Annotated in this window: 16 protein-coding genes; 8 read left to right on the top strand and 8 right to left on the bottom strand. The window is 53.3% G+C overall.

Annotation, left to right across the window (positions count from 1 at the left end; all coding sequences use genetic code 11):
• The 8 genes from FAZ14_RS16070 to FAZ14_RS16105 form a co-directional block, all read right to left on the bottom strand.
• A partial coding sequence (locus FAZ14_RS16070; RefSeq protein ID WP_235914610.1) for a GTP-binding protein occupies positions 1 to 158 on the bottom strand: 158 nt, incomplete at its 3' end.
• Positions 159 to 229: 71 nt separating this feature from the next.
• Entirely contained in the window at positions 230 to 2,344 is a 2,115-nt protein-coding gene (fusA, locus tag FAZ14_RS16075; RefSeq protein ID WP_016943006.1) for an elongation factor G, read from the bottom strand.
• Positions 2,345 to 2,435: 91 nt separating this feature from the next.
• Positions 2,436 to 2,906 carry a 30S ribosomal protein S7 gene (rpsG, locus tag FAZ14_RS16080; RefSeq protein WP_012768096.1) on the bottom strand — a complete coding sequence of 157 codons (471 nt, stop codon included), beginning with the start codon at positions 2,904 to 2,906 and terminating at the stop codon, positions 2,436 to 2,438.
• Between the two features lie 96 nt (positions 2,907 to 3,002).
• On the bottom strand, positions 3,003 to 3,377 hold the full coding sequence (gene rpsL, locus FAZ14_RS16085; protein ID WP_012768095.1) for a 30S ribosomal protein S12: 375 nt from the start codon (positions 3,375 to 3,377) through the stop codon (positions 3,003 to 3,005).
• 132 nt (positions 3,378 to 3,509) lie between these two features.
• Positions 3,510 to 3,797, bottom strand: coding sequence for a sulfurtransferase complex subunit TusB (tusB, locus tag FAZ14_RS16090; RefSeq protein WP_016943005.1), 288 nt, complete (start codon positions 3,795 to 3,797; stop codon positions 3,510 to 3,512).
• A gap of 11 nt (positions 3,798 to 3,808) precedes the next feature.
• Positions 3,809 to 4,168, bottom strand: coding sequence for a sulfurtransferase complex subunit TusC (tusC, locus tag FAZ14_RS16095; RefSeq protein ID WP_016943004.1), 360 nt, complete (start codon positions 4,166 to 4,168; stop codon positions 3,809 to 3,811).
• A gap of 16 nt (positions 4,169 to 4,184) precedes the next feature.
• On the bottom strand, positions 4,185 to 4,574 hold the full coding sequence (gene tusD, locus FAZ14_RS16100) for a sulfurtransferase complex subunit TusD (protein ID WP_016943003.1): 390 nt from the start codon (positions 4,572 to 4,574) through the stop codon (positions 4,185 to 4,187).
• A complete protein-coding gene (locus FAZ14_RS16105; RefSeq protein ID WP_012886351.1) occupies positions 4,574 to 5,296 on the bottom strand; it encodes a helix-turn-helix transcriptional regulator in 723 nt (240 codons plus the stop codon). The genes tusD and FAZ14_RS16105 overlap by 1 nt, the downstream gene beginning before the upstream one ends.
• A 183-nt stretch (positions 5,297 to 5,479) precedes the next feature.
• Here FAZ14_RS16105 and eptA point away from each other — a divergent pair, with 183 nt between their 5' ends.
• The 8 genes from eptA to FAZ14_RS16145 all read left to right on the top strand — a co-directional run bounded on the left by eptA (position 5,480) and on the right by FAZ14_RS16145 (position 13,989).
• A complete protein-coding gene (gene eptA / locus FAZ14_RS16110) occupies positions 5,480 to 7,123 on the top strand; it encodes a phosphoethanolamine transferase EptA (protein WP_016943002.1) in 1,644 nt (547 codons plus the stop codon).
• On the top strand, positions 7,120 to 7,788 hold the full coding sequence (gene pmrA / locus FAZ14_RS16115) for a two-component system response regulator PmrA (RefSeq protein WP_016943001.1): 669 nt from the start codon (positions 7,120 to 7,122) through the stop codon (positions 7,786 to 7,788). Before eptA ends, pmrA begins: the two co-directional genes overlap by 4 nt.
• Complete coding sequence (gene pmrB, locus FAZ14_RS16120) at positions 7,785 to 8,918, top strand: two-component system sensor histidine kinase PmrB (protein WP_016943000.1); 1,134 nt, start codon at positions 7,785 to 7,787, stop codon at positions 8,916 to 8,918. The genes pmrA and pmrB overlap by 4 nt, the downstream gene beginning before the upstream one ends.
• A 230-nt stretch (positions 8,919 to 9,148) precedes the next feature.
• A complete protein-coding gene (locus FAZ14_RS16125) occupies positions 9,149 to 9,838 on the top strand; it encodes a GntR family transcriptional regulator (protein WP_016942999.1) in 690 nt (229 codons plus the stop codon).
• A 100-nt stretch (positions 9,839 to 9,938) separates the two neighbouring features.
• Positions 9,939 to 10,760: an ABC transporter substrate-binding protein gene (locus tag FAZ14_RS16130; RefSeq protein ID WP_029456533.1), complete on the top strand. Its 822-nt coding sequence runs from the start codon at positions 9,939 to 9,941 to the stop codon at positions 10,758 to 10,760.
• The gene (locus FAZ14_RS16135; RefSeq protein WP_016942997.1) at positions 10,757 to 11,548 is read left to right on the top strand and encodes an amino acid ABC transporter permease; all 792 of its coding nucleotides are present in this window, start codon (positions 10,757 to 10,759) and stop codon (positions 11,546 to 11,548) included. The genes FAZ14_RS16130 and FAZ14_RS16135 overlap by 4 nt, the downstream gene beginning before the upstream one ends.
• 1 nt (position 11,549) lies before the next feature.
• Positions 11,550 to 12,329 (top strand): amino acid ABC transporter ATP-binding protein, encoded by a 780-nt coding sequence (locus tag FAZ14_RS16140; protein WP_016942996.1) that lies wholly within the window; start codon positions 11,550 to 11,552, stop codon positions 12,327 to 12,329.
• A gap of 49 nt (positions 12,330 to 12,378) precedes the next feature.
• Positions 12,379 to 13,989, top strand: coding sequence for a gamma-glutamyltransferase family protein (locus FAZ14_RS16145; RefSeq protein WP_016942995.1), 1,611 nt, complete (start codon positions 12,379 to 12,381; stop codon positions 13,987 to 13,989).
• Positions 13,990 to 14,137: the final 148 nt, after the last annotated feature.

A 14,137-nucleotide genomic window follows, 5' to 3' on the forward strand; every position in this document is an offset into this window, starting at 1 on the left:
GCGTTGTCGATCTGGTCGAATGCACGAGCCTGGCCACCGTAGGTTTTTGCCAGAACGGTAGTGATGGCAGCGGTCAGAGTAGTTTTACCATGGTCAACGTGGCCGATAGTACCGACGTTGACGTGCGGTTTTGTACGTTCAAATTTTTCTTTAGACACGGCTATATTCCTTACTCAAATGCTCTCCCCTTATGGAGAGAGCACGGGATCAATGTGTTGTTAAACCTGAATTACTTACCACGGGCTTCGATAACGGCCTGGGCAACGTTGTTCGGCGCATCATCGTACTTCAGGAACTCCATGGAGTAAGAAGCACGACCTTTGGTCAGAGAGCGCAGCTGAGTTGCATATCCGAACATTTCAGACAACGGAACTTCAGCGTGAATCACAACGCCAGTCACGTTGGATTCTTGACCACGCAGCATACCACGACGACGGCTCAGGTCACCGATGACATCACCAGTGTTCTCTTCCGGCGTTTCTACTTCAACCTTCATGATCGGCTCAAGCAGAACAGGTTTCGCTTTACTGAACGCAGCTTTAAAGGCGATAGAAGCGGCCAGTTTAAACGCCAGCTCGGAGGAGTCAACGTCATGGTAAGAACCGAAGTGCAAACGCACGCCGAGATCAACTACCGGGAAGCCTGCCAGCGGACCCGCTTTCAGCTGTTCCTGGATGCCTTTATCAACGGCCGGGATGTATTCGCCAGGAATCACACCACCTTTAATGTCGTTGATGAACTCGTAACCTTTCGGATTTGAGCCCGGCTCCAGCGGATACATGTCGATAACAACATGACCATACTGACCACGACCACCAGACTGCTTAGCGTGTTTACCTTCAACATCAGTAACTTTAGCGCGAATCGCTTCACGGTAAGCAACCTGCGGTTTACCCACGTTTGCTTCCACGTTGAATTCACGCTTCATACGGTCAACGATGATATCCAGGTGCAACTCACCCATACCTGCGATGATAGTCTGGTTAGATTCTTCGTCAGTCCATACACGGAAAGACGGGTCTTCTTTCGCCAGACGGCCCAGAGCCAGACCCATTTTTTCCTGGTCAGCTTTGGTTTTCGGTTCTACAGCGATGGAGATAACCGGCTCCGGGAATTCCATACGCTCCAGAATGATCGGGTTTTCCGGGTCACACAGAGTGTCACCAGTGATAACGTCTTTCAGACCGATCGCAGCGGCGATATCGCCTGCACGAACTTCTTTAATCTCTTCACGTTTGTTGGCGTGCATCTGAACGATACGGCCAAAACGTTCACGTTCGGACTTCACTGAGTTCAGTACGGTGTCACCGGAGTTAACCACACCGGAGTACACGCGGAAGAACGTCAGGTTACCCACGAACGGGTCGGTTGCGATTTTGAACGCCAGTGCAGAGAACGGCTCATCATCGCTAGCGTGACGCTCAGCCGGCGTATCTTTACCGTCATCCAGAATACCGTTGATCGCAGGAACGTCAGTCGGTGCCGGCAGATAGTCGACAACGGCGTCCAGCATTGCCTGCACACCCTTGTTCTTGAACGCAGAACCACAGGTAACCAGAATGATTTCGTTGTTCAGTACGCGCTGACGCAGTGCTGTTTTGATTTCTTCCTCGGTCAGCTCTTCGCCGCCCAGGTATTTTTCCATCAGCTCTTCAGAGGCTTCTGCCGCAGACTCGATCAGGTTCTGGTGCCATTCATCGGCCAGATCCTGCATGTCAGCCGGGATATCTTCATAAGTGAAGGTAACGCCCTGGTCTGCTTCATTCCAGTTGATGGCTTTCATTTTCACCAGGTCAACAACACCGGTGAAGTTTTCTTCTGCGCCGATGGCCAGCTGCAACGGAACCGGGTTCGCACCCAGACGCACTTTAATCTGGTCAACAACTTTCAGGAAGTTCGCGCCCATACGGTCCATTTTGTTAACGAACGCGATACGCGGAACTTTATATTTGTTCGCCTGGCGCCATACGGTTTCAGACTGCGGCTGAACACCACCTACCGCACAGTAAACCATGACTGCGCCATCCAGCACACGCATGGAGCGTTCTACTTCGATAGTGAAGTCAACGTGCCCCGGGGTGTCGATGATGTTGATACGGTGCGGTTCATACTGCTTAGCCATACCAGACCAGAAGGCAGTGGTCGCAGCGGAGGTAATGGTGATACCACGCTCTTGTTCCTGCTCCATCCAGTCCATAGTGGCGGCGCCATCATGAACTTCACCGATTTTGTGGTTCACACCGGTGTAGAACAGAATACGTTCAGTAGTGGTGGTCTTACCGGCGTCGATGTGTGCGCTGATACCGATATTACGATAGCGCGCAATGGGTGTTGTACGAGCCATTTGTTTCCTCTATTCCTAGGGCGTTCAAAGTAGTAAACCCGGGCGGGTCAGCCGTTGAGCGCCCGCCAGGGTATTAACGTCTACGCAGGGATTACCAGCGGTAGTGAGCGAACGCCTTGTTGGCTTCAGCCATACGGTGAACGTCTTCACGTTTCTTCACAGCAGTACCTTTGTTGTCTGCTGCATCAGAAAGTTCGTTCGCCAGGCGCAAAGCCATGGATTTATCACCGCGTTTACGAGCAGCTTCAACGATCCAACGCATAGCCAGAGCATTGCGACGAACCGGACGGACTTCAACCGGAACCTGATAAGTTGAACCACCTACACGGCGGGACTTAACTTCGACAGTCGGACGAACGTTGTCCAGAGCGACTTCGAAAGCTTCCAGTTCGCTTTTACCAGAACGCTGAGCCAGGGTCTCCAGCGCGGTATAGACGATTGCTTCTGCAGTAGATTTTTTACCATCTACCATCAGGATATTGACAAATTTAGCCAGCAGTTCTGATCCGAACTTCGGATCCGGCAGAATTTTACGCTGACCAATGACGCGACGACGTGGCATGGAAATACTCCGTTGTTAATTCAGGATTGTCCAAAACTCTACGAGTTTAGTTTGACATTAAAGTTAAAACGTTTGGCCTTACTTAACGGAGAACCATTAAGCCTTGGGCTTCTTCACGCCGTATTTGGAGCGGGATTGCTTACGGTCTTTAACACCAGAGCAGTCCAGCGCGCCACGAACGGTGTGGTAACGCACACCTGGCAGGTCTTTAACACGACCGCCACGGATCAGGATCACGGAGTGTTCCTGCAGGTTATGACCTTCACCACCGATATAGGAGGTAACTTCAAAACCGTTGGTTAAGCGAACACGGCAAACTTTACGCAGTGCTGAGTTCGGTTTTTTCGGGGTGGTGGTATATACACGGGTACATACGCCACGTTTCTGCGGGCAGGCTTCCAGCGCCGGAACGTTGCTCTTAGCAACCTTCAGGGAGCGCGGTTTGCGTACCAGCTGGTTAATTGTTGCCATTCAAAAAGCTCCTGGTTTTTGCTTCGTAAACACGTAATAAATCACCCCATACAGAGACAGAGGCAAAGTATGAGGACGCAGAATTTTAGGGCTGGCCGGGTAAGGAGTCAAGAAATATACAAAAAGGCGAAACTACCAAGCCAGTTGCCGGGAGTGCAGGACTGTTAATTGCACGAATTGAGTATAGTCAATCAGTACAATTGTGGTGGAAATTTGCTCAGAAAGCCCACGCGCTGCCACATCGTCTTGCAAGGCATACACCGTGGCGCCAGAAGACTGCAGACGTTCGCTAAAGGGCACGCCGCTTAACGCCGCAATCACACCATCTTGCAACAGCAAAATAGCGTCATCCGCGCCAACGTTACGCAGCAACGCATCCAGATCGGTATGGTAGGGAGAATGCGCCAAAGTATGCAGCATGGGTTCACCGCTCAAAAGGTCAGTACAGTATCGTAAGTATTGAGCATGTTACGTAGCGTATCTGCCGCCAGCGGCTCGACATCTAACACCCAGCGGGTGTCCACAGACAAGCCTCGCTGGCGAAGCGATGCCTCGCAGACGTAACAACGCTCTATGTCATACAACGGCAGCACACCGAAAGTCGCAATATAATTGCGCATCAGAATCCGCTCTGGTTGCTGGTTGGGGAGAAGCTGGAATACGCCGTCAGCGATAAAGAAAACCCCGATATCCTCGGTCAATGCCGACATTGCCAGCAATGCATCCAGCCCTTCCCGGCCAGAGGCCGAACCATGAGGCGGCTGGGTAAATACAAAGGCAACGCGCTTCATCTTCTTTTCCCACGGACTAAAACTGGACGACACGATCGCAACACAGAACCGACTGCGACAGATCGCCTAAACCGCTCAGGGTAAACCCTGGCTGAAGATTAGCGCCTGACAGTTGCAACTGCGCCGACTGCGTTGCATCGGTCACACCGCGCCGCAGCGCCGCCGCGACACAAACGTTCAGTTCCACCTCATAAGACGACGCCAGTTGCTGCCAGGCACGAACCAAATCAAACTCATCATTCGCGGGTGCCGTGAACTGGTTGGCGTTCAGTACCCCTTCGCGGTAGAAGAAAACGCTTTGTAACCGGTGCCCTTGCGCCAGTAAAGCCTGTGCGAACTGAAACGCGCTACTGGCTTGCTGCGTGCCATAAGCAGGCCCGGTCACCAGCAGGCAATAACTCAACATTACCGATCGTGCCCGCTGAAATCGCCGCTTTTGAACTGGCGGATGTACAGATAGACGGTGTGCTTGGAAATGTTCAGCCGATCAGCGACCTGATTGATAGCATCCTTGATATCAAAAATACCTTTCTCATAAAGGTTCAACACAATCTGGCGGTTCTTGGCATTGTTGGAAACGTTACGATCGGCATTCACTTCTTCAATCGTGAACTCCAACGTCTGCGCCACCAGTTCATCCACCGAAGAAGCGAAGTTGACGGAAGACGCCACTTCCTTGATCTCCGGTGGCAGGAAGGTTTGCATGATCTGCGAGAAAGGAACGTCGAGGTTCATATTGATGCACAACAGCCCGATGACACGCTGTTCGCGATTGCGGATGGCGATGGTGACCGACTTCATCAATACGCCACTTTTGGCGCGGGTAAAATACGCTCTGGAAACACTGCTGTCTTCGCCCGCCATGTCATGTAACATACGCAGCGCCAGATCAGTAATGGGCGAGCCGATTTTACGTCCGGTGTGCTCGCCATTCGCGATACGAACCGCCGAGCACTTCAGGTCGTCCAGCGAGTGCAAGACTATCTCGCAATGATCGCCGATCAGCATCGCCAGGCCGTCAACCACAGCCTCATACGATTTCAGGATTTCATAATCCGTCTGCGTGAACGGACGCTGGTCAAGCAAATCAAGGTCGCTGGATTCGCCAGTAACAAGCGAAGTAGACATGACAGGCACCACCCTCAACGTCATTTATCATCGTATTGACAGAATAGCGAGTTTACCAAATAACCCTTGCGTCGTCCTTTGTATTTCGAGAGCGGTCGGGCGTTTTCCTTCTTAAGGTTGAGTTAATTTATGCGCTTTAGAGTGCGACGTATCATATTTTCCCGCATGGATAGCCTATCTGCAATGCTCAGAATTTCACGCATTTCCCGCCCGGTATGGAGCAGCTTTACCTATAATTTTGTCTTCGCGGCTTTTATTGCCTTGATACAAAATATCGCCTACTACCGTCAGGTCTCACACCTGGTTGCAGTCGACTCCTGGCTGGATGGCGTGTTTATCGCCACCATGCCTATCGTTATCTTTGCGGGACTCAATATCCTGTTCATGCTACTGGTTATCCCCTGGCTGCGTCAGGGTATCGTCGCGTTGCTCTTAATCGGCGGCGCGGCGGTACAGTATTTCATGATTAATTACGGCATCATCATTGACCGGACCATGATGCAGAACGTGTTCGAAACCAACATGGCTGAATCGATGGCGCTGGTGACGCCCCAATATGTACTGTGGCTGACCTTATCCGGTATTGTTCCGGCGCTCGGCGCATTGTGGGTTAAGATTCGGCCCACACCATTAAGCTGGATAGCCATTGGTTCGCGTATTTTTAGCATCATGGTGTCGATTGTCGCCATTCTGTTGGTGGCCACGTTTTTCTATAAAGATTACGCCTCTCTGATGCGTAATAATAAAGAGCTGGTGAAATCATTAACCCCCAGCAATATTATTCTCGCGACTATTTCCTATTACCGTCATCACGCACAAGCCAATTTACCGTTGGTGCAAATCGGACTGGATGCACACAAAAACCCACTGCCTGCGGGGGATGTCAAAAAGAATCTGGTGATTCTGGTGGTGGGAGAAACCTCACGTGCCGAGAACTTTTCACTTGGCGGCTACGGAAAACTCACCAATCCCCGGCTGGCCAACGATAATGTGGTTTATTTTGGACAGACCGCATCCTGCGGAACCTCTACCGGGGTGTCCGTTCCCTGCATGTTTTCCGGCATGCCGCGTACTGGCTACGACGAGCAGTTAGCCTCCCATCAGGAAGGATTACTCGATATTCTGCAGCACGCGGGCGTCAGTGTTCTCTGGCAAGAAAACGACGGTGGCTGCAAAGGTGCCTGCGATCGCGTGCCGACGCGTGACATCACCGAGTTGAATCTTCCCGGACAGTGTATTGACGGCGAATGTCACGATGAAGCCCTGTTCCATGGCGTGGACGACTACATTAATCAGTTGAATAATGACGGTATTATCGTGCTGCATACCATGGGTAGCCACGGGCCAGCCTATTATCAGCGTTACCCTGAAGCATTTAGACAATTCACGCCAACCTGTGATACCAATCAAATTCAGACGTGCTCGCGAGAATCATTAATCAATACTTACGATAATACGATTCTCTACGTAGACTATATTGTTGATAAGGCAATTAATGTCTTGAAAGGGCATCAGGATAAATTTAATACCGCTTTGGTTTATCTTTCTGACCACGGCGAATCATTGGGTGAAGACGGAATGTACCTGCACAGCATACCGTATGCCGTTGCGCCCACACAGCAAACCCATATCCCGATGTTGATGTGGTTTTCCGGCGGCTACCAGCAGCAGTTTGCCATCAACGACAGTTGTATGCGTAAGCAAGCCGACCAACAGCGTTTTTCTCAGGACAATCTTTTCCACACCGTTCTGGGCATGTTTAACATTGCGACAAAAGAATATCAGGTACCGCTTGATATTCTTCAACCGTGTCGGGGCACTTCATGAAACTATTGATTGTTGAAGATGATACGTTGTTACAAGAAGGGCTAATGCTGGCGATGCGTAATGAAGGGTATGTCTGCGATTGTGCTTCCACAGCCAAAGAAGCGGATGCCCTCATCAACAGCGCCCAATACAGTCTGGTAGTACTGGATCTGGGTTTACCGGACGAAGACGGCCTCACCCTGCTAGGCCGCTGGCGCCGCAACCACTACCAGCAACCGGTGCTCATTCTCACAGCCCGGGATACCGTGGATGATCGCGTCACCGGGCTGGATGTTGGTGCCGACGACTACATGATAAAGCCCTTTGCATTGAGTGAGTTTCAGGCACGGGTTCGCGCGCTTATTCGCCGCCACCAGGGATCCAGCGACAGCTGGATTCGGGTAGACAACATCACGCTCGATCTCAACAATCAACAGGTTATGCTGGATGACAAGCCTATTGTGCTGACACCAAAAGAATTCGCCATTCTCTCCCGACTTATCCTCAAGGCAGGCACACAGGTACACCGCGAAGTGCTGCATCAGGACTTGTACAGTTGGGACGACGACCCCTCATCGAATTCACTGGAAGTCCACATCCATAATCTGCGGCAAAAGATCGGCAAAAATCGCATCAAGACGCTACGCGGTTTCGGCTATCTGCTGACCAAGGATGATCAGCCATGAAACTGCTCCCTCACCCCTCACCGCTGGAGAAAACTGCCAGCATCAGAACCCGGTTGATTCTGACGCTGGGGTGTATTTTGCTGGCATGCCAGTTGCTGAGCGTGGTCTGGCTCTGGCATGAAAGTGAAGAGCAAATCCAGTTACTGGTAGAACAAACGCTGACCGCGAAAAAGCTCAGTCAGGATATCGAATTAGAAGTTCATGAAGCGATTGCCTCACTCAGTATTCCCAGCCTGGTGATGATCATCGCCTCTCTCATTTTGTGTGCCCATGCGGTGACCTGGATCACCCGACCACTCTTAAAACTGCAGGAAGAACTACACAACCGCACAGCGGAAAATCTCGATCCACTACAACAGCACAGTGATGTCACCGAGATTGCGGCCGTCATCACTAGCATGAATCAATTGCTGGCACGTTTTAGTGAATCGCTATACCGCGACAGGCTTTTCGCCTCAAATGTCGCGCATGAGTTACGCACCCCACTGGCCGGTATCCGGTTAAGCCTGGAATTGCATGAACAACTCCACCATATCGATTGCCAGCCATTAATTAAGCGCATCGACCACCTGACAAAAACCATCGAACAGTTGCTGTTACTCGCACGCACCAGTAATGAGCTGGCAACCGGCCACTATGAATCGGTGTCGCTAGCAGATGATATCATCACGCCGAACCAGCAGGAGCTGGAAGAAATGGCGGCGGCACGGCATCAGCAGCTCGACTGGCAGTTAGAAACGCAAAACGCCATCGTGCCGGGCAACGCGACACTGTTGCAGTTGTTGCTGCGTAATCTGGTGGAAAACGCCTACCGGTATAGCCCTGAACACAGCACGATTCGCATCAGATTGGCCGATCATCCCGACGGTGGCTACGAGCTGAGCGTGTCTGACGAGGGGCCGGGGATTAATGAATCTCAGGTGGGAGAGCTCACCAAAGCGTTTGTGCGTATGGATACCCGCTATGGCGGCATCGGCCTTGGCCTGAGTATCGTCACCCGCATCGTGCAATTACATCACGGCGAATTCTTTCTGGAAAACCGGCGCGATCGCACGGGTACCCAGGCGCGAGTGGTGTTCAATCATCCCCATAGTGAAGACGCTATCAGTTACGAACACGATATTGGCTAATTGTGTGTTTATACTTATTGCCACAGCACACTGACCCGATGATGTCATAAGTCGTTCTTCTGCGACAAAAATGACCAAACCGCACCGAACTGGTGCGGTTTTTCGCTTTATTCTCCCCCATCTTTTCATTTACTCACGCCTGGCCTACGTTGCATCAGCCCTTCACACACTGGCCCACTTCTTGCTTTAACCAGTTTGTATCTTTGGATCCAAAGTGAAGGGTTTACGACATGCGACTTTTTACCAACGGTGAAAACGTGGTGTATGCCGCCAGCGGTGATGGCAGCGACCATAACGGTACTGCGGAAGATCAGGCTTACCAGTACCTGCTGGACGGTATTTGCCGTGGACGCCACCCACAGGGCACCCATCTGGTAGCAGAAGAGGTTGCAGCCGAACTGCAAATGAGCCGGATGCCGGTACGCGGCGCGTTCAAACGACTGGCAGCAGAAAGCCTGCTGACGTTGCGGCCGAACCGTGGTGCGGTAGTCAGCGGCCTGAATCGCGAGCAGATGTGCGAAGTGTTTGAAATGCGAAGCGTACTGGAAGGGCTTGCTATCCGCATCGCGGTACCGAAGTTGACAGAGAAACACCTCACCCATCTGACGCGGCTGCTGGATAGCATGGATGACACCCACAATGAGCCCTATGAATGGGTGCTCCATCACCGTGTCTTTCATGAGTACCTGTGCAGCCTGAGCGAACGGCCGCGCCTGCTGCGCCAGATAAGCCTGTTGAATTCGTCGATCTCCCCGTACATGCACCTGTGGCGTCAGCGGGTCAATCAACCGCAAAACGACCGGGAAGATCACCGGCAGATAATCGATGCGCTACGCACCGGTGATCCCACACTGGCGGAACAGATGATTCGCCACCATGTGGAAGGCACCATTCCGTTGCTGACCAACATGTTGCCGTAATACCCGATAAGGCCAATTAACCGATAGAACAGACAACAAATAGTGCCATCCCGGCACATCGCTCCACTGACAATCGCTCCCCCACTTAACGAGGTGAACAATGTTAAAACCTGGTGCTCTTCTCTGTGCTTCGGCGCTTGCTCTCTCCGTCGGCCTGGCTCATGCCGCTACGGAGATCCCCGCTCGCCTGAAGTCCGTGGATAAAATCACCCTGTGCGGCGGCATGGATTCCCCCCCCATCGGCTTTTATGACAGTAACCAAAAGCTACAAGGCGTAGTCGTGGATTTTGGTAATGAAATCGCCAAACGTTTGGGCGGCAAGAAAGTGGAGTGGAAAGTCATCCCGTTTTCCGGGCTGATTCCGGCACTGGTTGCCAGTCAGTGCGATATGCTGGCCGACCAGCTCTTTGATAAACCGGCTCGTCGGGAAGTGATCGACATGGTCGACTACATGTATTCCAGCCAGTCGGTGGTGGTAGCGAAGGGCAACCCGAAAGGGATTCATACACTGGACGATCTTTCAGGTAAGAAAGTCGCGGTGTTAAACGGCTCAACCATCCGCTCCCTGCTGGAAGACCAGAATAAAACCCTGGTGGCCGCCGGAAAAGCGCCGATGACTATCGTGGTATTCAACACCGATACCGATGCGTTTCAGTCGTTGCGCATCCAGCAAAGCGATGCCTACGGTACTACGGTGGAAACTGCCGGTTATTACCAATCTCTCGCCCCCAATCTGTTTGAAACCGGCGTACCTGCGTTTGCCCGCATCCTCACCGGGTTCGGTTTTCGTAAAGACGACAACGCCTTCAGCGGCACGGTGGAACAGATTATCAAGGATATGCAGGTGGATGGCAGTTACCTCAAGCTGCTGGAAAAATGGCACATCACGGGTGACCGGCTGGATGCCGGCCAATCATCATGAATTTCAGTTGGGAGGTGTTCTGGCAGTATCTGCTCAAGCCTAGCGATGTCTATCTCTATGGGCTATGGCTGACCTGCATTATTGCCGTTTCCGCCATGCTACTTGGCAGCGTGTTGGGGTTGATGGCCGCGTTACTGCGGCTGTCCGCCAGCCCACTATTGCGCTACCCGGTGGGGTTCTATATCTGGCTGATGCGCGGCACGCCATTACTGGTGCAGATCGTGTTTTTGTATACCGCACTGGCGGCAGGCGGCCTGTTCCACTTTCAGGATATCACCCTCGGTTCGCTGGTGATCCCGGGTAATATTCAGGCGGCGATTGTGGCGCTCGGGCTGAACGAAGGCGCATACATGGCCGAAATCATCCGCTCAGGGTTGGGGGCGGTGGATAAAGGCCAGTATGAGGCGGCCAAATCCCTCGGTATGACATTTCCCAGGCTGATGCGCCGCATTATTCTGCCGCAGGCGTTCCGGGTCATCATCCCGTCCATCGGCAATGAGTTTAATGTGATGCTGAAAAACACCACGCTGGTGAGCGTTATCGGTGTACAGGAATTGCTGTTAAGCACCCAGATGATTACCTCCGCTACGTTCCGGGTATTTGAACTGTACACCGTAGTAGCCATCTATTTTCTGGTGCTTACGTCACTGTGGGGACTGTTTCAGTACTGGCTGGAAAAACGCTTCAACCAGCCACACGTGCGTGTCAGCGCATCAAGCCGACTGTTTGGCCGTCAAACGATGAGCCTGTTTGGTCGCCAGGCGATGAAAACGTTAAGGGGGCGCTGATATGTCCTATCACGAAAAAGATATCGTTATTTCCGCCCGGGACATCCACAAGTCTTTTGGCGACCAACCTATCCTCAAAGGCGTGTCGCTGGATGTCCACCGGGGGGAAGTGGTGGTGCTGATTGGCTCTTCAGGCTCCGGCAAAACCACCTTCATTCGCTGCATCAACTGCCTTGAAGATATTCAGTCAGGCACCATTCGCATCAATGGTGAGCTGATAGGCTTTCGACAGCGCCCGGACGGTAGCCTGACGCGCGATACGGAAACCAATATTGCCCGCCGCCGTCGCGATGTCGGCATGGTGTTTCAGCGCTTCAACCTCTTCCCACACATGACCGTGTTGGAAAACATCATTGAAGCGCCGACGCAGGTACTGGGTGTGTCGCGCGAAACTGCGGTAGCCGACGCCTACAACCTGCTGGCTCGCGTCGGTTTGCAGGAAAAAGTGGACTTCTACCCCTCGCAGTTATCGGGCGGACAACAGCAACGTGTCGCTATCGCACGCTCGCTGGCGATGAAACCACAGGCGATGTTGTTTGACGAACCCACCAGCGCACTCGACCCGGAAATGGTGGGCGAAGTACTGGCCGTCATGAAAGAGCTGGCTCAGGACGGCATGACCATGGTTATCGTCACCCATGAAATGGGATTTGCCCGTGAAGTGGCGGACCAGGTGGTCGTGCTCCATCAGGGTGAGCTTATCGAACAGGGTTCACCGGAGCAGGTGTTCAGTCATCCCGTACATCCGCGTACCGGTGAATTTCTCAGCCGGGTACGCTGACGTTCTTGTTAAGAAAATCTCATTAAGGAAATCTCGTTAAGGAAATCCTATGCTGAACTTTTCCACCCACCACTACCCTTATGCGTCACAGCGCCAGTGCGTCTTTGCGAAACGGGGAATGGTCGCCACCTCGCAACCACTGGCTGCTGAGGCCGGTATCGAGATGATTCGTCGGGGCGGCAATGCTATCGATGCCGCCATCGCCACCGCCGCAGCGCTGACCGTGGTGGAACCCACCGGCTGCGCCATCGGCGGCGATGCTTTCGCGCTGGTGTGGGTGAAAGACACCCTACACGGGCTGGACGCCAGCGGCTACGCCCCTGCCGCACTCAGTATTGACGCTGTCACCTCACGTGGTCACACCGCCATGCCGTTGTACGGCTGGGAGCCGGTGACGGTTCCCGGTTGTCCGGCTGCCTGGGCGGAACTGTCACGCCGGTTTGGCACACTGCCGTTTGCCGATTTGCTGCAACCGGCCATTCAGCTCGCCCGGGATGGCTTTCCGGTGTCGCCGATGGTGGCCTATCAATGGCAGGAAGCACACCGGCTTTATCAACGCCACCGCCTGCCGATTTTTGATGCCTGGTTCGACACCTACCTTCATCACGGTCAGGCCCCGGTTGCCGGCGAACTGTTTCGTAATCCCGCACAGGCGAAGACGTTACAGGAACTGGCCGAAACCCAGTGCGAGAGTTTCTACCGGGGCGCTCTGGCGCAACGACTGGCAGACTTCGCCCAGTCCACCGGCGGTTACCTGACGCTGGCGGATTTGAACCGCTATCAACCTGGCTGGGTAGACCCGATTCGCCTCAACTACCGTGGCTATGACATTTGGGAAATTCCACCCAGCGGCCAGGGGCTGATTGCGCTGATGACGCTCAATATTCTACAAGGCTTCAGCTTCGATCAGCGCGACAGCCACCAGACCTGGCACCGCCAGTTAGAAGCATTAAAAATGGCGTATGCCGATGGCCTGCACTACATCACCGACCCGGAACAGATGCGAACCAGCACCGCCGCGTTATTGTCGCCACGTTACGCGGCACAGCGTCGGGTGGAAATCTCCGAGCAGGCGCAACCACCACGCCACGGTGACCCACACGCCAGCGGCACCGTCTACCTTGCGACCGCCGATGCCGACGGCAACATGGTGTCGTTCATCCAGAGCGCCTACCACGGTTTCGGCTCTGGCGTGGTGCTACCCGATAGCGGCATTGGACTGCAAAATCGCGGCTCCGAATTCAGCCTCGATCCTCATCATGTCAATTGCCTCCAGCCCGGTAAGAAGACCTTCCACACCATCATTCCCGGCTTTATCAGTAAGGATGGTCAGGCGGTGGGGCCATTCGGCGTGATGGGGGGGTACATGCAACCACAAGGGCATGTACAAATGGCGATGAACCTGATTGATTTCAATCTGAATCCACAGGCAGCGCTGGATGCGCCACGCTGGCAATGGCTGGGTGGCATGAAAGTCGGCATTGAGCAAAGCGCCCCGCACGCTCTGGCGTTGAGTCTGCTGCAAGCCGGTCATCAGGTACAAATCGACTGTGATTCTGTCGACTACGGCCGTGGGCAGATTATCGTGCGTCATCCCACCAGCGGCGTGCTGTGCGGCGGGACAGAGCCGCGTGCCGACTCCAGTATCGCGGTGTACTGATTACAGCTGTGCAAGGGGCCGCAGATACTCGATAACGGATACTCGATAACGCAGAGGCGGTGATACCACAGGTGTGGTCTGGCGCAAAAAAATACCGCCTGTGCAAACGCACGGGCGGTATCGAGACCGGTTTACACGCCCCGAACTG

It is taken from the genome of Dickeya oryzae, assembly GCF_009372235.1.
Taxonomy (GTDB): Bacteria; Pseudomonadota; Gammaproteobacteria; order Enterobacterales; family Enterobacteriaceae; genus Dickeya; species Dickeya oryzae.

What these genes read in the sequence shown, in the direction of transcription:
- fusA (WP_016943006.1), bottom strand. Translation starts at nt 2,344, where the DNA reads ATGGCTCGTACAACACCCATTGCGCGCTATCGTAATATCGGTATCAGC.
- rpsG (WP_012768096.1), bottom strand. Translation starts at nt 2,906, where the DNA reads ATGCCACGTCGTCGCGTCATTGGTCAGCGTAAAATTCTGCCGGATCCG.
- rpsL (WP_012768095.1), bottom strand. Translation starts at nt 3,377, where the DNA reads ATGGCAACAATTAACCAGCTGGTACGCAAACCGCGCTCCCTGAAGGTT.
- tusB (WP_016943005.1), bottom strand. Translation starts at nt 3,797, where the DNA reads ATGCTGCATACTTTGGCGCATTCTCCCTACCATACCGATCTGGATGCG.
- tusC (WP_016943004.1), bottom strand. Translation starts at nt 4,168, where the DNA reads ATGAAGCGCGTTGCCTTTGTATTTACCCAGCCGCCTCATGGTTCGGCC.
- tusD (WP_016943003.1), bottom strand. Translation starts at nt 4,574, where the DNA reads ATGTTGAGTTATTGCCTGCTGGTGACCGGGCCTGCTTATGGCACGCAG.
- FAZ14_RS16105 (WP_012886351.1), bottom strand. Translation starts at nt 5,296, where the DNA reads ATGTCTACTTCGCTTGTTACTGGCGAATCCAGCGACCTTGATTTGCTT.
- eptA (WP_016943002.1), top strand. Translation starts at nt 5,480, where the DNA reads ATGCTCAGAATTTCACGCATTTCCCGCCCGGTATGGAGCAGCTTTACC.
- pmrA (WP_016943001.1), top strand. Translation starts at nt 7,120, where the DNA reads ATGAAACTATTGATTGTTGAAGATGATACGTTGTTACAAGAAGGGCTA.
- pmrB (WP_016943000.1), top strand. Translation starts at nt 7,785, where the DNA reads ATGAAACTGCTCCCTCACCCCTCACCGCTGGAGAAAACTGCCAGCATC.
- FAZ14_RS16125 (WP_016942999.1), top strand. Translation starts at nt 9,149, where the DNA reads ATGCGACTTTTTACCAACGGTGAAAACGTGGTGTATGCCGCCAGCGGT.
- FAZ14_RS16130 (WP_029456533.1), top strand. Translation starts at nt 9,939, where the DNA reads ATGTTAAAACCTGGTGCTCTTCTCTGTGCTTCGGCGCTTGCTCTCTCC.
- FAZ14_RS16135 (WP_016942997.1), top strand. Translation starts at nt 10,757, where the DNA reads ATGAATTTCAGTTGGGAGGTGTTCTGGCAGTATCTGCTCAAGCCTAGC.
- FAZ14_RS16140 (WP_016942996.1), top strand. Translation starts at nt 11,550, where the DNA reads ATGTCCTATCACGAAAAAGATATCGTTATTTCCGCCCGGGACATCCAC.
- FAZ14_RS16145 (WP_016942995.1), top strand. Translation starts at nt 12,379, where the DNA reads ATGCTGAACTTTTCCACCCACCACTACCCTTATGCGTCACAGCGCCAG.